This window comes from Noviherbaspirillum soli, from assembly GCF_015352955.1.
In the GTDB taxonomy this organism is placed as follows: Bacteria; Pseudomonadota; Gammaproteobacteria; order Burkholderiales; family Burkholderiaceae_D; genus Noviherbaspirillum_A; species Noviherbaspirillum_A soli.
In genome coordinates this window covers 90045-108686 of sequence record NZ_JACYOX010000018.1, presented here as the reverse complement: position 1 = coordinate 108686, position 18642 = coordinate 90045, and the positions used below count along the sequence as shown (strand labels likewise).

The following is an 18642-nucleotide window of genomic DNA, read 5'->3' as shown; positions in this document are numbered from 1 at the left end:
ACTGGCAGTAGGGGTCGGACTGTTTGCCACAATTCATCATCAACCAGTTCGCGTGCCATATTGCCTCGCCACGATAATTATCGACGAGTTGCTATGACAACGAAAATTCCATTTTGTTAGATGCTCTTAGTTTTTCCCATGCCTTGTCAAACTTATCGGTAATTCTATGATCTGCTGAAAAAATGTCGACTTCGAGGGAAGTCTTCCCTGCTTCGAATGCACTCTTGAACGGCCGGAGCATGATGGCAATGCATTGGTCTATCGTGTTTTCCGTGTAGTTGAACAAAGGCGTCAGAACCCAGGCACTGCCGGACTCCACATGGCCGTCGGTGATGCTTTTGTACATCCTGGCTAGATAGGCCTTCTGCTGGAGTTCCAATGTGTTTTGTTGGGGACTTATACGACATCTCTTTGCAGCAAAAAGCTTCTGGCCGGAACGTGCGGAATTTTCGCATTCGAATGTATTGTTCTTGCCGGCTTCCTCATGCATTATTTTCATCAGATCATACGTGATGCCTTCGTCGCGCCGCGCTTTCGACCAGTCCATGTCCTTAATGCTGGGCAACATGATGTAATCTTTATGATAATAAGCGTCGAAGTCAAATTTTGACTTTGCGCATCTTGCAAGACAATGGACAATCGTATTCCATCGTTGATATTCCGGATTGCTGCATATAAGCGCTCTGAAACTTTTCCCGGTATCGGTGCGCCGTTCACATCCTCTGAGCCAGTGGTCCTGGAATTTTCGGATTGCATATTCATCCTCATCGTCGGTCCTGCCTTTTCCATCCATGATGTTGTTGACAAGCTTATGGAAAGCCCGGACCTCGGCGGCCTTAAACCCAAATTCCTTTAGATTTTGCGCTGCTTCGTTTGCATTAATCCTTCCCTCATCATTAGCCCTTCCCGGTAGCTTGCCTTTCAAGTGCTCTCGCATACGGTTGTGCTCTTCCGTTGCAGCGGTACTTTGCTTCAGCTTTTCTGCCTCGATCCCGAATGCGACATCCTGTATGCAGCTTGCTATGGTTTCTATATCCAACGATGCAGATTGGGTAATGAGTCTTTGCAATGCATCATCTTTAGGATGGCCGGCTTGTGGCGAAGTGGCAGCGGATTGATAGGCTTTGGCTAACGAAGCAAGCACTTCAGCTGCCCGCCGCTGTTGGTTTTCATACTTGAATTTGGCAAAAAAACCATCGTCTCGGCCATCTGGGCTTGAACGGACGTATAGCCTGATCTTTTTGCTTATCGATCCGTCATGGCCTTTTTCTTTTATTTCTTCGGCATGAAGTATGCCGAATGCGTTAGTCGCAATGCCTTGTTCATGCTGGAGGAATTCCTTGATCTGCCATAATTCCGCTTCGCCGGGCTTGAGAATCTGGTGATCTACCCTTCGGGCCGAGTCAAAGGGATTTCTGGTAGCGTTTGCCGTACCTGCGCCCGTCGCGGCAATTTTTATTTTTTCCAAAGATGCAGAATTGATTTGGTAAAAATTGGAGCCGGATACTTTTTTCATGGCGCTTCTTCGTATTCGTTAATTTTTTATTAAGAAACTCCTCTGCTGGGAAACGATTTTACATAGATGGGTTCCAGAACCGGACGTTCAAACTGACGCGCTTCCGGGATATCAACCCAGGATCTTCGGCGGAAATGGAAGGTAATGAGGAAAATACTGCGTTGCCGATGAAATCTGAGCGAAGACGTCAGATTTGCGCTCACAACCCGTCAGCGCGCCGCCAGCGCCTCGCCAATCAGCACCAGCACCGGCCCGCTGCACACCGCCAGCCCGGCTTCCAGTTCCGCCAGCCGCAGCTGGAACACATGCTCGTCAGCCAGGCTGCAATTCTCCACCACCACCACCGGCGTATCCGGCGACTGGCCGCGTTCCAGCAGCTTGCGGGCGGTGACCATGGCTTCGCGGCCGCCCATGTATTGGACCAGGGTGTCGCAGTGGGGAAGGGTGACGATGTCGGGTTCGCCGGGCGCGGTGGCCGAGGTGAACAGGGCGACGCTGCGGGCGATGCCGCGGCGGGTCAGGGGGCGGCGGGCGGATGCCGCCGCCGCCAGCGCGGCAGTGATGCCGGGGATGATTTCGTAGGCGATGCCGGCGTCTTCCAGCGCCCGCAATTCCTCGTCGGCTCGGCCGAACAGCATCGGGTCGCCGCCCTTGAGGCGCACCACCAGCCTGTGCCGGCCGGCGGCATCCACCAGCAGTTGATTGATCAGGGCCTGCGCAGTGGAGCGCTGGCCGGAGCGTTTGCCGACCGGGATCAGCTCGGCCTGCGGGCACAGCGCCAGCATGTCGGCTGTCACCAGCGCATCATGCAGCACGGCGTCGGCCTGGGCCAGGATACGCGCGCCGCGCACCGTGATCAGGTCGGCGGCGCCGGGGCCGGCGCCGATCAGGTAGACCTTGCCCTTGCTGTCGGCCATGCAGTCGCTTGAAGTCAGGCCAGCCGTATCATGCCGGCCGCCACGGTCTGGTGGCTCACTTCATCGATCAGGATGAAGGCGCCGGTGGCGCGGATATGGTCGTAGCTGTCTGCCGCCAGCGGCTGCGCCACGTTCAGCGATACCCGGGCGATACCATTCAGGCCAACCGCGTCGCCGGCATGGCGCTCCTGGGTGTTGATGTCGAGCAGGCTGTCGATCTTCGTCACCCGCGCCGGCACCTGGCGGGTGGTGTGCTTGAGCCAGTACTTGCGGCGCAGGTCCAGCGGTTCCTCGGACAGCCAGCAGATGTCCGCTTCCACGGTCTTGAGCAGCGCGGGCGGCCGCTCGGCCGATGCCAGCATGTCGCCGCGGCTGATGTCGAGGTACTCGTTCAGCAGCAGCGTGACCGACTGGCCCACGGCCGCGCTCTTGAGCGAGCCGTCCAGCGTGACGATGTCCTTCACGGTCGCGCTCTGGCCGCCCGGCTGCACCACCAGCTTGTCGCCGACGCTGACCTTGCCGGCCTCGATGCGGCCCATGTAGCCGCGGAAGTCGTTGGCCTGGTGGCCGTCATGCCGCGCCACCAGCTGCACCGGGAAGCGCAGCGGATCGTCATGCGACTCGTCATACACGGTCAGCGATTCCAGCAGCTCGATCAGGGTCGGGCCCTGGTACCAGGACAGCTTCTCGCCGCGGGTCACCACGTTGTCGCCGGCCAGCGCCGACAGCGGGATCGGACGGATGTCCTTCAGGCCCAACTGCTGCGCAAAGGCCTGGTAGGCGGCGACGATGCGGTCGTACACGGTCTGGTCATAGTCCACCAGGTCCATCTTGTTGACCGCCACCACCACATGCTCGATCTGCAGCAGGTGGGCAATGGTGGAATGGCGCTTGGTCTGGATCAGCAGGTCGACGCTGCCGTCGTCATTGAGCTTCACCTTGGAGACGTCGATCAGGATGATCACCGCGTCCGCGGTGGAAGCGCCGGTCACCATGTTGCGGGTGTACTGCTCGTGGCCCGGGGTGTCGGCGATGATGAACTTGCGCTTGGGCGTGGCGAAGTAGCGGTAGGCCACGTCGATCGTGATGCCCTGTTCGCGCTCGGCTTCCAGGCCGTCGGTCAAGAGGGACAGGTCGATGGTGTCGCCCACGGTGCGCTTGTGGCGCGAGCGCGATACCGCGTCGAGCTGGTCGGCGAAGATGCCCTTGCTGTCGAACAGCAGGCGGCCGATCAGGGTGCTCTTGCCATCGTCCACCGAGCCGGCGGTAATGAAGCGCAACAGGCCGCGCTCGGTCTGCTGCGATGGGCTTTGCGCGGCTTGCGCTGATTGTGCTGTTTGTGCTGCCGGGGCGTTCATCAGAAATATCCTTCTTTCTTGCGTTTTTCCATCGAGGCTTCCGAGGTCTGGTCGTCCATGCGGGTGGCGCCGCGCTCGGTGACCTGGGTCACGGCGGTCTCGGCGATGATCGCGTCCACCGTGGCGGCGTCGGAGGCGACCGGGCAGGTGCAGGAGATGTCGCCCACGGTGCGGAAGCGCACGATGCGGCTCTCCACCTGCTCGCCTTCACGCGGCGGGGTCAGGTCGGTCAGCGGCACCAGCAGGCCGTTGCGCGGGATCACCTGGCGCTCGTGCGCGAAGTAGATCGGCGGCAGCTCCAGCTTCTCGCGGGCGATGTATTGCCAGACGTCGAGCTCGGTCCAGTTCGAGATCGGAAACACCCGCATGTTCTCGCCGGGATGGACGCGGGTGTTATACAGGTCCCACAGCTCCGGCCGCTGGGCCTTGGGATTCCACTGGCCGAACTCGTCGCGGAAGGAAAAGATGCGCTCCTTGGCGCGCGCCTTTTCCTCGTCGCGGCGGGCGCCGCCGATGCAGGCGTCGAACTTGTATTTCTCGATGGTTTCCAGCAGCGTCACCGCCTGCGCCGCATTGCGCGAGTCGGTCTGCGGGTTGCGCAGGCGCACGGTGCCGCGCTTGATCGAGTCTTCCACGGAGCCGACGATCAGGCGCTCGCCCAGTTCGGCCACCCGCTTGTCGCGGAAGGTGATGACTTCCTCGAAGTTGTGGCCGGTGTCGATATGCACCAGCGGGAACGGGAAGCGGCCGGGGCGGAACGCCTTCTCGGCGATGCGCAGCAGCACGACCGAGTCCTTGCCGCCCGAGAACAGCAGCGCCGGGTTGCTGCACTCTGCCGCGACTTCGCGCATGATGTGGATGGCTTCGGACTCCAGCCAGTCCAGGTGGCGGTTGGCCGCGGCGTCGGTCAGGAAATGTTCGACTGCTGTGTTCATGATGGTGGTCCTACGGTTGTGTAACGTTGTGCGGTGTTATGCGATTTGCTTGATGCGGATGAGCTTGCCGTCGACCACGTGCAGTCCGCACTCCTTGGACTCCGGGTTTTCCCACCACCAGCGGCCGGCGCGCACATCCTCGCCGGGCGCGATGGCGCGGGTGCAGGGCTCGCAGCCGATCGACGGATAGCCGCGGTCATGCAGCGGGTTGTACGGCACGTCGTTGCTGCGGATGTAGTGCCATACATCCTCTTCCGACCAGTCGGCCAGCGGATTGAATTTCACCATGCCGTGCGCCACGTCCTCTTCCTGCACATGCAGGTCGGAACGGGTGGCCGACTGCGCGCGGCGCTGGCCGGTGATCCAGGCCTTGTTGCCGGCCAGGGCCCGGTTCAGCGGATCGACCTTGCGGATGCGGCAGCATTCCTTGCGCATGTCCACGCTGTCGTAGAAGGCGTTCAGGCCGTTTTGCTGCACATAGGCCTCGACCGCCGCCGTGTCCGGCCTGTAGGCCGCGACTTCATAGCCATAGGCTTCGCGGATGCGGTCCAGCATGCCCAGGGTTTCGGCATGCAGCCGGCCGGTCTCCAGCGTGAAGATGCCGATCGGCAGCTTGGCGCGCAGGATCAGGTCGGTCAGCACCATGTCTTCCGCCGCGAGGCTGGACGCGAACACCGCGGGCGTGAAGTCGGCGGCGATGCGCGCCAGGGTCGCACGGGTGGCCGCGACCAGGCCGTCGTAGTCGGCGGAGATCATTTCTGCGCTGCCTCGGCTGTGCGGTCGGCGCGGCGGAACAGGGGCATCTTCTGGTCCCACGACGCCTGGTAGGCTTCGGAGAAATCGGTCAGGCCCTTCAATGCATCCTCGATGCTGCGGTCAGGCCGCGTGGCGAAGGCATTGAAGCCCACGCGCTGCATGTAGAAAAGCTGGTCGCGCAGCACATCGCCGATGGCGCGCAGCTCGCCGGCAAAGCCAAGGCGGGCGCGCAGGTTGTAGGCAATGGAATAGCCGCGACCATCGGCGAACTTGGGAAAGTCCACCGCGATCAGCGGCAGCGTTGCCACGTCATCCTTCAGCGCTTCCGGCCGCTCGTCGCTGGCCAGCCAGACGGCCACGTCGCCGCGCGCCTTGAGCGCATCGCGGCGCGCCTGCCAGACGGCCAGCGGCACGATCACGCGGCCTTCGGGAATCGCGACCGATTCAGCGGTCTCGCCTTCGGCGAGCTTGACGACCTGCCAGTCGTCGGCAACGATCTGGCGGTCCTTGATGATGTCACGCATATGCGTCTTCTCCTGCATTGTGCTGCGCCTTGATCGGGGTCGCGTACACGTATTCCTTGAATGGGGCCACGCCGATGCGGCGCACGGTGTCGATGAAGCGCTCGTCCTCGGTGCGCTCACGCACATAGACCTCGAGGATGCGCTCGATCACGATCGGCATCTGGTGCGCCGAGAACGACGGCCCGATGATCTTGCCGATCGCGCTCTCGTTGCCCTGGGCGCCGCCGAGCGACACCTGGTACCACTCGGCGCCGTCCTTGTCCACGCCCAGGATGCCGATGTTGCCGACATGGTGGTGGCCGCAGGCATTGATGCAGCCCGAGATGTTGAGCTCGATGTCGCCGATGTCATGCTGGAAGTCGAGGTTGTCGAAGCGCTCGGCGATGGCCTGCGCGATCGGGATCGACTTCGCGTTGGCCAGCGCGCAGAAGTCGCCGCCCGGGCAGCAGATGATGTCGGTCAGGAGGCCCAGGTTGGGCGTGGCCAGGCCATGCGCCTTGGCTTCCTGCCACAGCGCGAACAGCTCGCCCTGCTTCACGTCGGCCAGCACCAGGTTCTGCTCGTGCGTTGCGCGAAGTTCGCCGAAGCTGTAGCGGTCGGCCAGGTCGGCCACGAAGTCCATCTGCTCGGCCGAGATGTCGCCCGGCGGAATGCCGGTCTTCTTCAGCGACAGGGTGACGATCGCATAGCCCGGCACCCGGTGCGGCTTGACGTTGCGGTTGACCCAGCTGGCGAAGGCCTTGTTCTCTTCCTGCTGCGCGGCCAGCGCGGCGCCGCCGTCTTCCAGCGATTCATAGGCGGGCGGCGCAAAGTAGGTCGCCACGCGGTTGAATTCCTGGTCGGTCAGGGTGCTCGGGCCATCCTTGATGTCGGTCCATTCCTGTTCGACCTGGCGCGCGAATTCCTCGGCGCCGATGGCCTTGACCAGGATCTTGATGCGGGCCTTGTAAATGTTGTCGCGGCGGCCGTACTGGTTGTAGACCCGCATGATGGCTTCGGTATAGGTCAGCAGGTGGTCGCGCGGCAGGAATTCGCGGATCACGCTGCCCAGGATGGGCGTGCGGCCCATGCCGCCGCCGACCATCACCCGAAAGCCCACTTCGCCGGCCTCGTTCTTCACCACGGTGAAGGCCAGGTCATGCACGGCGGTGGCGGCGCGGTCCTCGACGGAGCCGTTGAAGGCGATCTTGAACTTGCGCGGCAGGTAGGCGAATTCCGGATGGAAGGTGCTCCACTGGCGCATGATTTCCGCATAGGGGCGCGGGTCGACGATCTCGTCGGCGGCCACGCCGCAGTATTCGTCGGTGGTGATGTTGCGGATGCAGTTGCCCGAGGTCTGGATCGCATGCATCTCGACCGATGCCAGCTTTTCCAGGATTTCCGGGGTTTCCTCCAGGTTGATCCAGTTGTACTGGATGTTCTGGCGGGTGGTGAAATGGCCGTAGTTGCGGTCATGCTTCCTGGCGATCTCGGCAAACATGCGCATCTGCTTCGAGGCCAGCAGGCCGTAGGGCACGGCCACGCGCAGCATGTAGGCGTGGCGTTGCAGGTAGAGGCCGTTCTGCAGGCGCAGCGGGCGGAATTCCTCTTCGGCCAGCTCGCCGGACAGGCGACGCCGCACCTGGTCACGGTATTGCGCGATGCGTTCCTTGACGATCTGGAAGTCGTATTGGTCGTAGCGATACATGGTCTATCCTTAATGAGGGCGTCGTTCAGAGCACCAGTTTGGCTGCTACCCCGGTCAGCGTCACGGCCAGCAGGCCGCGCAGCGCACGTTCAGGCACCGCCCGCGCAGCCAGCGAACCCAGGGTGATCCCGGGCACCGAACCCAAGAGCAGCATGACGAGCAGTTCCCAGTTGATGGACCCGAGCCACCAGTGGCCGATGGCGGCGATGGCGGTCAGTGGTACGGCGTAGGCGATATCGGTGCCGGCGATTTCGGCGGGCTTCAAGCGCGGATACAGCAGAACCAGCAGAGTGGCGCCGACAGCTCCGGCGCCAATGGACGATATTGTAACCAATGTACCGAGTACCGCACCTGACACAATGGTTGCCGCCACCAGCGCATTGCCCTGCAATTGCCGGCCCGGATGCGCGTTCATCCAGTTCTGCATGCGGCTACGGAACAATATCGCCACTACGGTCAGTAATACCGACACGGCAATGGAATAACGGATGAACTGGCCAATTTCCTCATTCAGCGTGCCGAAATGTTTCAGCGCCAGGGTGGCCAGCAGCGCGGCCGGCAGCGCGCCCAGGCACAGGCGCTTGACGATGTCCCAGTGGATATTGCCGTGGTAGCGATGGGCGAACGTGCCGGCGGTCTTGGTGGCGGATGCGAAGGCCAGGTCGGTGCCGACGGCGACCGCCGGGTTGATGCCGAACAGCAAGGTCAGCAGGGGCGTCATCAGCGAGCCGCCGCCGACGCCTGTCAGGCCGACCAGCAGTCCCACCGCGAATCCCGATCCTACATACGTTAAAGTCATAAGCCCCCGCACAAACGAGTCGGAATCGTAATAAACTTCGCGCTTATGCACAACGACATAGTATTTATTTGCTTATATGCATATGCGTAATATGCATTCCGGCATCCACCCTGACTTCCAGCTCCCATGAATCTTCATCAATTGCGCTTCGTACGCGAGGCGGTCCGCCAGAATTTCAACCTGACCGAGGCGGCCAAGGCCCTGTTTACTTCCCAGCCCGGCGTCTCCAAGGCCATCATCGAACTGGAGGAAGAACTGGGCGTGGACATCTTCACGCGGCATGGCAAGCGCATCCGCGGGCTTACCGAGCCGGGCAGGGCGGTGCTGAAGTCGGTGGAAATGATCATGCAGGAGATTGAAAGCCTGAAGCGCATCGGCAAGGAGTTCGCGGCGCAGGACAGCGGCAGCTTCACCATCGCCACCACCCATACCCAGGCCCGCTATTCACTGCCGCGGGTGGTGCAGCAGTTCGCCCTGAAGTATCCCAAGGTCAGGCTGTCACTGCTGCAGGGCAACCCGCGCCAGGTTGCCGAGATGGTGTTGAACGACCAGGCCGACCTGGCGATTGCCACCGAGGCGATCGCCGACGTCGACGGCCTGATTTCGCTGCCGTGCTACCAGTGGGAGCACCTGGTGGTGGTGCCTCCCGAGCATCCGCTGCTGCGCGCCAAGCCGCTGACGCTGGAGGAAATCGCCAGCTATCCGCTGATCACCTATGATGCCGCGTTCGCCGGCCGCAACAAGATCGACCATGCCTTCGCGCTGCGCTCGCTGAAGCCCGACATCCTGCTGGAAGCGATCGATGCCGACGTGATCAAGACCTATGTCGAGCTGGGCATGGGCGTGGGCATCATCGCCGGCATGGCCTTCGACCCCGAGCGCGACCGCAACCTGCGCGCAATCTCGGCCGGGCACCTGTTCGGCAGCAATGTGTCGCGGGTGGCGATGAAGCAGGGCGCCTACCTGCGCAGCTATGTCTATACCTTCATCGAGCTGATGACGCCGACGGTCAACCGCAAGCTGATCGACCAGGTGATCAGCGGCGAGCACGCGATGTATGAATTGTGATGCGGCCCGGCGTTGCCGGCGGCCTTGCGGCAAGGCCTGCCGGCTGGAGGCTTGCCGTTATAATGCCGGGCTTCTTTTGAACCCCATTCAACACCCTTTTACATGAAGCTAGCCACCCTGAAGGACGGCACCCGCGACGGCCAGCTGGCGGTCGTTTCGCGCGACCTCAAGACCGTTGCCATTGCCGACGCCATTGCGCCCACGCTGCAGCGCGCGCTCGACGACTGGCAGTTCATGGCGCCGCAGCTGATCGAACTGTACGAGCAGCTCAATGCCGGCCGCGCGCCGCGCGCCTTCGATTTCGATGCCCGCAACTGCATGGCGCCGCTGCCGCGGGCTTACCAGTGGGCCGATGGCTCGTCCTATGTGAACCATGTGGAACTGGTGCGCCGGGCGCGCGCGGCGCAGATGCCCGAATCCTTCTGGCATGACCCGCTGATGTACCAGGGCGGCTCGGACGACTTCATCGGCCCGACCGACGACATCGTGGTCATGTCGGAAGACTGGGGCATCGACTTCGAGGGCGAGGTGGCGGTGGTCACCGACGACGTGGCCATGGGCGCCACGCCCGAGCAGGCCGCCGGCCATATCCGGCTGCTGATGCTGGTCAACGATGTGTCGCTGCGCAACCTGATCCCGGCCGAACTGGCCAAGGGTTTTGGCTTCCTGCAGTCCAAGCCGGCCACTGCGTTCTCGCCGGTGGCTGTCACGCCCGATGAACTCGGCACGGCCTGGCGCGATGGCCGCGTCCACCTGCCGCTGCGGGCGACCTGGAACAACAACCTGGTCGGCCAGCCCAATGCCGGCGACGACATGGTGTTTGGCTTCCCGCAGCTCGTCGCCCACCTGGCTAAAACGCGCAATGTCCGCGCCGGCAGCATCATCGGCTCCGGCACCGTGTCGAACAAGGATGCGCGGCGCGGCTATACCTGCATCGCCGAAAAGCGTGCGCTTGAAATGATCGAGGGCGGCGAGCCGACCACGCCCTTCATGCGCTTCGGCGACAACATCCGCCTCGACATGCGCGATGCCGACGGCAGGTCCCTCTTCGGCGCCATCGACCAGAAGGTGGTGCAGGGCGAGCCGCCGGTCAGCCGCTGAATACTCATTCGACACAACAACAACAGGAACAACCATGCAATCCAAACTCTTCCGCTGGTTCGCCGGCATGTCCTGCATGTCGCTGTCCATGCTGGCGGCGCAATCCGCCCATGCGCAGATCAAGGTGGGCGTCACGATTTCCACCACCGGCCCGGCGGCCGCCATCGGCGCGCCGACCCGCAATGCGATGCTGCTGTGGCCCAAGGAAGTGGCGGGCCAGAAGGTGGAATACATCATCCTGGACGATGCATCCGACACCACCAACGCGGTGCGCAACCTTCGCAAGCTGACCACCGAGGAAAAGGTCGACATCGTGGTCGGCCCCAACACAACGCCGAATGCGCTGGCGATGCTGGACGCGCTGGCCGAGTCGCAGACGCCGATGGTGGCGCTGGCGGCGTCGGCCTCGATCGTGGAGCCGCAGGACGCGCGCCGCGCCTGGGCCTTCAAGATGCCGCAGAACGATACCCACATGACCACCATCCTGACCCAGCACATGGCTGACAACGGCGTGAAGACGGTGGCCTTCATCGGCTTCGCCGATGCCTATGGCGAAGGCTGGTGGCGCGAGTTCTCCAAGCTGGCCGAGCTGCGCAAGCTGCAGATCGTGGCCAACGAGCGTTTCGCCCGCACCGATACCAGCGTCACCGGCCAGGTGTTGAAGATCATGGCTGCGAAGCCGGATGCCGTGCTGGTGGCCGGATCGGCGACACCGGCGGTGCTGCCGCAGAAGACGCTGGTGGAGCGCGGCTACAAGGGCCGCATCTACCAGACCCATGGCATCGCGACGCTGGAATTTTTGAAGGTGGGCGGCAAGGACGTGGAAGGCACCTTCTTCCCGACCGGCCCGGCGGTGGTGGCCAAGCAGCTGCCGGAAAACAATCCGGTGAAAAAGGTGGCGATGGATTTCACCCGCCGTTATGAAGCCGCCTATGGCGAAGGCACCGTGACCCAGTTCGCGGCGGACGCCTGGGGCGCCTGGATGCTCATCGCCAATGCCGTGCCCCAGGCCCTCAAGAGCGCCAAACCGGGCACCTCCGAATTCCGCGCCGCGCTGCGCGCCGCGCTGGAAAACACCCGCGAGCTGACCGTGCCGCAGGGCGTGATCAACATGAATGCCCGCGACCATGTGGGCCTGGACCAGCGCTCGCGGGTGATGGGCCGCATCCAGGGCGGACGCTTCACCTACGCTTACGGCGGCTGAGCACGCAGGGCCTGCCGCCTCCGGTCGTCAACGGGATCAGGCGGCGCGCAGGCTTTCCAGCAGCTTCACCGTGGCGTCGAACAGCGGGTCGTCCGGCGCGGCAAGGGCGTCGCAAATGGTCAGGTGATTGCGATCGGGCAGCGCCACATCCGCCATCAGGCTGTCCTTCCAGGCAGACCCGATCAGCGCGTTCTGGCGCTTGAATTCCTCCGATTCCAGCCCGCCCACGGCGGTCACGAAAGGGGCGTCGGCCGCCTGCGGCATGAAGGCCGGCGACAGCGGGCCGATGTGTTCCGTCTTCAGTTTCAGATCCACGTTCACATAATCGGCATGCTGCACCGGGGTCAGGTCGTACAGGCCCGACAGCAGCACGCCGCCGCGCACCAGGTTGGCCGGCAGGTCGTCGGCGAAGCGCGGCCATTGGGCCGCCAGCATCATCGCCGCCAGGTGGCCGCCGGCGGAGTGCCCGGCCACCACGATGCGGCCGGGGTCGATGTCGTACTGCTCGGCATTGCGGTACAGCCAGGCCAGCGCCCCCAACTGCTGACGGGTGATTTCCTCCAGCGAGGCCGCCGGCGCCAGGGTGTAGTTGGTCAGCGCGACATTGAAGCCGGCCCGTACATAGCCAGGGACGATGAAGGAGAAGTCGGACTTGTCCAGCGAGCGCCACCAGCCGCCATGGATGAACACCAGCAGCGGCGCACCGCGCTTGCTTGCCGGGAACAGGTCCAGGCGTTCGCCGGCGCTTTCGCTATAGGCAAGGTCGAGCAGGCCGGCATGGCTGCGGCGCACATGGGCCGAGTCCTTTTGCCAGCGGGTAAAGATGCGGGCATGGTCCGGCACGGCGGCGCGGGCGTTGAACTGGGCGTTGTAATAGGCGGAGGGATCTTGCATCGCAGTGGCGGCATGAGAATGAAGAGACGGGATGATAGCACCCGCGTTTGCGCGGCTGAAGGCCAGCCCATGCCGGTTCGTCCCGTCGATGGATGGCGAGGCGTTAGCCGCTGCACCTTTGATATTGGTCGCCTGCCCTGCATTCTGGGGATGCAAAAACCCCAAGGCGTCTTAACATGAACCTTCCTGACGGATGCAATGGGAGCCGTGATGCCGACCGAGCAGATTGGCGATTATGAGATTGAGTACTCCGGCGTGCATCTCGCGGAAAGCGAGGGCTGGACCGCGTGGGTGGAAATCTATGGCCCATCCCACAATCCGATGCACCGCCAGCCAGTGGTGCCTTCCCAGCGGGTGGCGGTCGAGACCAGTTTTTCCACCGAGCAGGAAGCCGAGCAGGCAGCGCGCCGGATCGCCATCGACATGCTGGAGCAAGGCCATCACCGCGCTTCGCCCGGCTGAATCCGTCACAAGGATGGCGCTGTTTGCGTGAACTCTTGTGCGTTGCGGCAATCGGACCGTGATTGTATTGGGAGAATGACGACATGACGATGTGTACTGCATGCAGCGCGCTGCAGCAAGGCGGACACGAGCATGCCGCCCTGATGAGTCTGGGCCGTCGTGGCTATATGCAGTCGGCGAAGGCCCGCACCAGCGGCGGCGAATATTTTGTATGCAGGCTGTGCGGCGCCGAATGGCGGCGCGAGAACGGCATGCATGAAGTGGTCAGGAAGAAGACCGGTTGGGGCCTGTCACGGCTGCGCTGATGCGCTGTGCACTTTCGGCGCGCCCGCATTGCTGCTGGCGCTGCGGCCTACCCGTTCCTATGAGGAGGCTGTGCGCCGCGCCAGGGCAGACATCAGCAGCGCGCTGAAGGTCGCTGCGACCGTGTCGAGCAGGATGTCGGTCAGCCGGGCTTCGCGGAACGGCAGAAAATACTGATGGAATTCATCGCCGGCGCCGGCCAGCATGGTCAGGCCCACCGCCACGAGCAGGCTGGGACGCCGCATCGACAGCCACACCAGCGCGCACCAGCCGCCGTAGAACACCACATGGTAGACCTTGCTGAAGTCATCGCGGCCGGGCAGATGGGCGACGGTGGTTTCCTGGCCACCCATCCAGAGCAGCAGCAGGTAGAGCGTCAGCGCGGTGACGGCATAGCAGGCGCGCGGCAGGCGTCTGAGCAGGGTGTAGAGATCCATAGTCGGCAGTTCAGGCGGATGGGAAGGGCGGACAATGTCCGCAGAGGGCGGATTTTGCCGGTTCGGGCACGGAATGCGCAAGTTGCAGCAGAGCAGGAGCGCTAGACTTGGACATGGGCGCAGGCTCCTGGCTGGCGCCGCCCTTGTCCATGCATGGTCATTTTCCGCGAGGCACTCATCTTGTCTTCCCTTCCCGAATTTTCTCCCGGGGCGTCCCGAACCGATGGCCACATTGTCAACCGTATCCTGCTGACCAATGATGACGGCATCGACGCGCCCGGCCTGGCCGTGCTCGAACAGGTGGCTGCCACGCTGGCGTCCGAAGTCTGGGTGGTGGCGCCTGAGCATGACCAGAGCGGCACCTCCCATTCGATCAGCCTGCACCAGCCGCTGCGCTACAGCCGGCGCGGGGAACGCCGCTTCGGCATTTCCGGCACGCCCGGCGACTGCGTCGTCATGGCGGTGCGGCACCTGATGCAGGACAGTCCGCCCGAGCTGATCCTGTCGGGCGTCAACCGTGGCGCCAACCTCGGTGTGGAAACCGTGTTTTCAGGCACGGTGGGAGCGGCGATGACGGGCATGCTGTTCGGCATTGCGTCGATTGCCCTGAGCCAGATCTTCAGCGACCCGGCCGCCGTGCGCTGGGACACGGCGCGCCAGGTGGCGCCGGACGTGATCCGCCGCCTGTACGCGGCCGGCTGGGACATTCATGCCTGCCTGAACGTGAACTTCCCGAATGTGGCGCCGGCCGAGGTTGGGCCGCTGACGCTGACGCGGCAGGGCGTGGGACTGGTCAAGGGCATCAATGTAGTGCCGCGCACCGATCCGCGCGGCCTGACCTATCACTGGCTGCAGTTCCACCGCGAAGCCGTGGAGAACGCGCCCGACACCGAAACCGCGGTGGTGCGGGCCGGCGGCATTGCGGTCACGCCGCTGCGCTTCGAACGCACCAATGAGGACGCACTGGCCCATCTGCGCATTGCGCTGTCGCAGCGGTAAGGGACCGTCGCAATGACGGCGGCAAGATAGGCATGCGGCATGGTTGCCGGCCTTGTCGCCTGGTAAGCGATGCATAAAAATTCACGGACTAAATCATCCACGTGCCGGCGTTTGAGCGACAATCAGTCGTTCATCGAACAAAGGCAGCAGGATGAAGCATCATGGACGGGCGACGACCACGCACCATAGGACGCGCGATCCTGTTGCTGCTGCTTTGTGCGGCACTCATCTTCTGGCTGCTGTTTGCTTCCCCCGTCGCTGCGCTCAGGCGCGTCCAGGAATGGATAGACAGCCTGGGCCTCTGGGGGCCGGCAGTATTCCTTCTCTTCTACATCGTGGCGGTGGTGGTGCTGGTGCCGGGCTCCATGCTGGCGCTCTTGGCCGGCCTTGCCTACGGCATGTGGGGATTGCCGCTGGCACTGGTTGCCGCCGCCACCGGCGCGTCGATTTCCTTCCTGATCGCGCGGCATCTGCTGCGTAGCCAGGTGCAGGCCATTACCCGGCGCCGCCTGATATGGCGCGCCTTCGAGCGTGCCGTCAGCGAGGGCGGCTGGCGCATCGTCGCCCTGGTCAGGCTCAGTCCGGTGCTGCCATTCAATCTGCAAAATTATTTCTTCGGCATCACCAGCATCCCGTTCCGGCATTACCTGCCAGCCACGCTGCTGGGCATCGTCCCGGGCACCACGGTCAATGTCTCGCTGGCCACCGCCGGCTATGCGATCAGCATGGACGGCATCGCCGATCTCTGGCATCCGCTCAAGCTGCTGCTGTTTGCCCTCGGGCTGGCGGTGACCGGCATTGTCTGCTGGACCATCACCCGCAGGGTGCGCACCATTTTGCAGGTTGCCCGACAGTCGGCAAGCGAGTCCTGATCCTCCTGATTCTCCTGGTCCTTTACCTGTCTTGCTGCTTGCGTTATCGATAATCCATCAAGGCATGCTTTCAGCTTTTTTACATGATGGGTATCATAAAAAAGAGTATAGTGGCGGCACCCTGACATCGCATTGGAGCCGTCATGAATCCATCGCCCGACCCTATTGCAACCGCTGCGTCGCCACCCGCGTCGGCTGCCGTCGATCCGCGCACCCGCATGCTGCTGGAAGCGCCCATCGTGCCGACCCTGCTGCGCCTGGGCGCGCCGAATGTCGCGGTGATGGCCGCGCAGGCGGCGGCCGGGCTGATCGAAACCTGGTTCGTCGGCAAGCTCGGCACCGACGCGCTGGCCGGCATGGCCCTGGTGTTTCCCGCCGTGATGCTGATGCAGATGATGTCCGGCGGCGCCATGGGCGGCGGCATTGCGTCGTCCATTGCGCGCGCCATCGGCGGGCGTCGGCACGATGACGCCAATGCGCTGGTGCTGCATGGCGCCGCCATCGCTGTCGGATTCGGCCTGACCTTCACGCTGGCGGTGCTCTTGGGCGGGCGCTGGCTGTATGGCGCAATGGGCGGCAGCGGCGCGGCGCTGGACGCTGCGCTGACCTATTCTTCCTGCGTGTTTGCCGGCGCCACCCTGATCTGGCTGTTCAACGCGCTGGCGGCCGTGGTGCGCGGCACCGGCAACATGGCCGTGCCGGCGCTCGTGACCTGTGCCGGCACGGTGCTGCTGGTGCCGCTGTCGCCGCTGCTGATCTTCGGCTGGGGGCCGGTGCCGGCGCTGGGCATTGCCGGCGGCGCCATTGCGCTGCTGCTGTATTACCTGCTGGGCACCATCGCGCTGGTGGCTTACCTGATGTCGTCGCGCAGCCTGCTGCGGCCACGGCTGCGCGGCCTGCGTTTCCGGCGCGCCCTGTTCTGGGACATCCTGCGCGTCGGGCTGGCCGGCGCGGTGTCGACCGTGGCGACCAATGTCGCCATCGCGGTGACGACATCGCTGGTCGGCGGCTTCGGCAGCGCATCGATCGCCGGCTACGGCACCGCGTCCCGGCTGGAATACCTGCTGGTGCCGCTCGTGTTCGGCCTCGGCGGACCGCTGGTGGCCATGGTCGGCACCTGCATCGGCGGCGGCCAGCGCCAGCGCGCGCTGCAGGCGGCATGGCTGGGCGCGGCAATTGCCTTTGGCCTGACCGAGGCGATCGGTCTGCTGGCCGCAGCCTTTCCACTGGCATGGCTGCGGCTGTTCGATACCGATCCCGCAATGCTGGAAGCCGGCAGCCTTTACCTTCGCACCGTTGGACCGTTCTACGGTTTCTTCGGCCTGGGGCTGACGCTGTATTTCGCTTCCCAGGGCGCGGGCCGGCTCAAGTGGCCCGTGCTGTCCAACCTGGCGCGGCTGGCGGTGGGCGCCGTCGGCGGCTGGCTGGCGCTGCGCTGGGGCGGCCTGGCGCTGGTGTTCGCGGCGCAGGCGCTGGCGCTGGTGGTGTATGGCGTGCTGAATGCGGCGACGGTTGCGGCCGGCGCCTGGCAGGGCGCGCTGCAATGGCCCTTCCCGCGGCGCGGCATGGTTTCCTGAGCGGGCGCGCCGCCGGCGCTACACGGCCATCCGGCGCGCTTCGGGAGGGCAGGCCAGCATGCGGCGCAGCTCGGGCAGTACCTGCTCGCGCCAGTGCGGCCCGGAAAAAACATCCCGGTGGGTGGCGCCCTCGACGTCGAGATGCCGCCTGGCCGCCGCCGGCAGGCCGGTGCACAGCGCATGCGCGGCCCGGGTCTGGCCGGCGCCGCAGATCTCGTCCGAAGCCGCTTCCACCGTCAGCAGCGTGCCGTGGCGTATGCTTTCCGGTCGCACCGGGCGGCCGCGATGCCGCAACATGCCTCGGGCCAGCGCGCAGCGTTGGAAAACCTCGTGGAGATTGTCCAGATAGAATTCGGCGGCCAGGTCCAGCACCGGCTGTTGCGGCGGCATGGCGCTGCCCAGGTCCAGCATCGCCCGCCAGAAGACCAGCGGATCGCCAAGACCGGCGGCGACCGATGCCAGGCGCCGCCGCTGTTCCATGCCGACCGATGCCACCAGTTGCATGGCGCCGCCATAGACGCGGCGGCCGGCGCCCGGCAGCGACGCCGGTACGACGCTGATCAGCTCTTCCTCGAACCAGGCCAGCGGCGCTCCGGTGGCGAAGCGGTTCACCGGACTGGGATGGATGCTGGCGTCGACCGGGCCTGCCATCAGCGTCAGACTGCGCGGCTGGCCCGGATCGCTGTCTTCGGCCAGCAGGGCCGCCGCCGCCAGCGCCGGCACGCAGGACTGGCAGATCGCCACCATGTGCGCGCCAGGCCCGATGGCGCGCATGAAGCGCAGCACATAGTCGATGTAGTCGTCCAGGCCGAAGCCGCCGGCCGACAGCGGCACGTCGCGGGCGTCGGCCCAGTCGGTCACATGCACCTGATAGTCCGGCAGCAGGCCCAGCACGGTGTCGCGCAACTGCGCGGCGGCATGCCCTGACATCGGCGCCACCAGCAGCAGCGGCGGTGCGTCCGGCGTGCCGGCGCCAAAGCGCAGCAGCCGCCCGAACGGTGCCTCGAGCACCAGTTCTTCCTGCACCGTGACGCTGCCGCCTGGCGTTTCCAGGCTGAGGCCGGCCAGGCCGAATTGCGGCCGTGGCTGCCGCAGCGTCTCGCCGCAGGTGGTTTCCAGCAGCGCCGCGAGCGTTCGCAGTCCCGGCGGATGCGTCAGCCAGTTCAATGCTGTCTGGCCGGTTCCAGGCTGCTCGGTCTGATAGGGCATGCATTGCTCCTCAAGGGGGGAACA

At 64.2% G+C, this 18642-nt stretch carries 19 protein-coding genes; 8 read left to right on the top strand and 11 right to left on the bottom strand.

Translation table 11 applies throughout. From position 1 onward, the window contains the following. Window positions 1–91: 91 nt before the first annotated feature. The 8 genes from IGW04_RS14505 to IGW04_RS14470 all read right to left on the bottom strand — a co-directional run bounded on the left by IGW04_RS14505 (window position 92) and on the right by IGW04_RS14470 (window position 8492). Window positions 92–1516, bottom strand: coding sequence for a hypothetical protein (locus IGW04_RS14505; protein ID WP_194713790.1), 1425 nt, complete (start codon window positions 1514–1516; stop codon window positions 92–94). Between the two features lie 209 nt (window positions 1517–1725). Beyond that, on the bottom strand, window positions 1726–2433 hold the full coding sequence (gene cobA, locus IGW04_RS14500; RefSeq protein ID WP_194713789.1) for a uroporphyrinogen-III C-methyltransferase: 708 nt from the start codon (window positions 2431–2433) through the stop codon (window positions 1726–1728). Window positions 2434–2447: 14 nt separating this feature from the next. Further along, window positions 2448–3791: a sulfate adenylyltransferase subunit 1 gene (locus IGW04_RS14495; RefSeq protein ID WP_194713788.1), complete on the bottom strand. Its 1344-nt coding sequence runs from the start codon at window positions 3789–3791 to the stop codon at window positions 2448–2450. Then, window positions 3791–4726 carry a sulfate adenylyltransferase subunit CysD gene (gene cysD, locus IGW04_RS14490; protein ID WP_194713787.1) on the bottom strand — a complete coding sequence of 312 codons (936 nt, stop codon included), beginning with the start codon at window positions 4724–4726 and terminating at the stop codon, window positions 3791–3793. Before cysD ends, IGW04_RS14495 begins: the two co-directional genes overlap by 1 nt. 36 nt (window positions 4727–4762) lie before the next feature. Continuing rightward, entirely contained in the window at window positions 4763–5482 is a 720-nt protein-coding gene (locus IGW04_RS14485) for a phosphoadenylyl-sulfate reductase (RefSeq protein WP_194713786.1), read from the bottom strand. Beyond that, window positions 5479–6006 carry a DUF934 domain-containing protein gene (locus tag IGW04_RS14480; protein WP_194713785.1) on the bottom strand — a complete coding sequence of 176 codons (528 nt, stop codon included), beginning with the start codon at window positions 6004–6006 and terminating at the stop codon, window positions 5479–5481. Before IGW04_RS14480 ends, IGW04_RS14485 begins: the two co-directional genes overlap by 4 nt. Then, window positions 5999–7693: a nitrite/sulfite reductase gene (locus IGW04_RS14475; RefSeq protein ID WP_194713784.1), complete on the bottom strand. Its 1695-nt coding sequence runs from the start codon at window positions 7691–7693 to the stop codon at window positions 5999–6001. Before IGW04_RS14475 ends, IGW04_RS14480 begins: the two co-directional genes overlap by 8 nt. A 25-nt stretch (window positions 7694–7718) precedes the next feature. Beyond that, window positions 7719–8492, bottom strand: a complete 774-nt coding sequence (locus IGW04_RS14470; protein WP_194713783.1) for a sulfite exporter TauE/SafE family protein — start codon at window positions 8490–8492, stop codon at window positions 7719–7721. A gap of 126 nt (window positions 8493–8618) precedes the next feature. Between IGW04_RS14470 and IGW04_RS14465 the strand changes: the two genes are divergently transcribed. The 3 genes from IGW04_RS14465 to IGW04_RS14455 all read left to right on the top strand — a co-directional run bounded on the left by IGW04_RS14465 (window position 8619) and on the right by IGW04_RS14455 (window position 11865). Continuing rightward, on the top strand, window positions 8619–9560 hold the full coding sequence (locus IGW04_RS14465; RefSeq protein WP_194713782.1) for a CysB family HTH-type transcriptional regulator: 942 nt from the start codon (window positions 8619–8621) through the stop codon (window positions 9558–9560). 102 nt (window positions 9561–9662) lie between these two features. Further along, entirely contained in the window at window positions 9663–10661 is a 999-nt protein-coding gene (locus IGW04_RS14460) for a fumarylacetoacetate hydrolase family protein (protein WP_194713781.1), read from the top strand. Window positions 10662–10728: 67 nt separating this feature from the next. Next, window positions 10729–11865, top strand: a complete 1137-nt coding sequence (locus IGW04_RS14455; RefSeq protein WP_407672123.1) for an ABC transporter substrate-binding protein — start codon at window positions 10729–10731, stop codon at window positions 11863–11865. Between the two features lie 36 nt (window positions 11866–11901). Here the strand turns inward: IGW04_RS14455 and IGW04_RS14450 are convergent, their stop codons facing one another. Then, the gene (locus IGW04_RS14450; RefSeq protein ID WP_194713779.1) at window positions 11902–12759 is read right to left on the bottom strand and encodes an alpha/beta hydrolase; all 858 of its coding nucleotides are present in this window, start codon (window positions 12757–12759) and stop codon (window positions 11902–11904) included. A 210-nt stretch (window positions 12760–12969) separates the two neighbouring features. On the opposite strand from IGW04_RS14450, the gene IGW04_RS14445 reads away from it, so the two are divergent. After that, a complete protein-coding gene (locus tag IGW04_RS14445) occupies window positions 12970–13221 on the top strand; it encodes a dsRNA-binding motif domain-containing protein (protein WP_194713778.1) in 252 nt (83 codons plus the stop codon). A gap of 83 nt (window positions 13222–13304) precedes the next feature. Further along, window positions 13305–13526 carry a hypothetical protein gene (locus IGW04_RS14440; RefSeq protein ID WP_194713777.1) on the top strand — a complete coding sequence of 74 codons (222 nt, stop codon included), beginning with the start codon at window positions 13305–13307 and terminating at the stop codon, window positions 13524–13526. Between the two features lie 57 nt (window positions 13527–13583). On the opposite strand, the gene IGW04_RS14435 is transcribed toward IGW04_RS14440, so the two are convergent. After that, the gene (locus tag IGW04_RS14435; protein WP_194713776.1) at window positions 13584–13961 is read right to left on the bottom strand and encodes a VanZ family protein; all 378 of its coding nucleotides are present in this window, start codon (window positions 13959–13961) and stop codon (window positions 13584–13586) included. A 180-nt stretch (window positions 13962–14141) separates the two neighbouring features. Between IGW04_RS14435 and surE the strand changes: the two genes are divergently transcribed. The 3 genes from surE (at window position 14142) to IGW04_RS14420 (ending at window position 17409) form a co-directional block, all read left to right on the top strand. Further along, entirely contained in the window at window positions 14142–14960 is an 819-nt protein-coding gene (gene surE / locus IGW04_RS14430; RefSeq protein WP_228527098.1) for a 5'/3'-nucleotidase SurE, read from the top strand. A 161-nt stretch (window positions 14961–15121) separates the two neighbouring features. Next, entirely contained in the window at window positions 15122–15832 is a 711-nt protein-coding gene (locus tag IGW04_RS14425; protein ID WP_194713774.1) for a TVP38/TMEM64 family protein, read from the top strand. A 143-nt stretch (window positions 15833–15975) separates the two neighbouring features. Next, window positions 15976–17409, top strand: a complete 1434-nt coding sequence (locus tag IGW04_RS14420; protein ID WP_194713773.1) for an MATE family efflux transporter — start codon at window positions 15976–15978, stop codon at window positions 17407–17409. Window positions 17410–17427: 18 nt separating this feature from the next. Here the strand turns inward: IGW04_RS14420 and phaZ are convergent, their stop codons facing one another. Further along, window positions 17428–18618: a polyhydroxyalkanoate depolymerase gene (phaZ, locus tag IGW04_RS14415; protein WP_194713772.1), complete on the bottom strand. Its 1191-nt coding sequence runs from the start codon at window positions 18616–18618 to the stop codon at window positions 17428–17430. Between the last annotated feature and the right edge of the window lie 24 nt (window positions 18619–18642).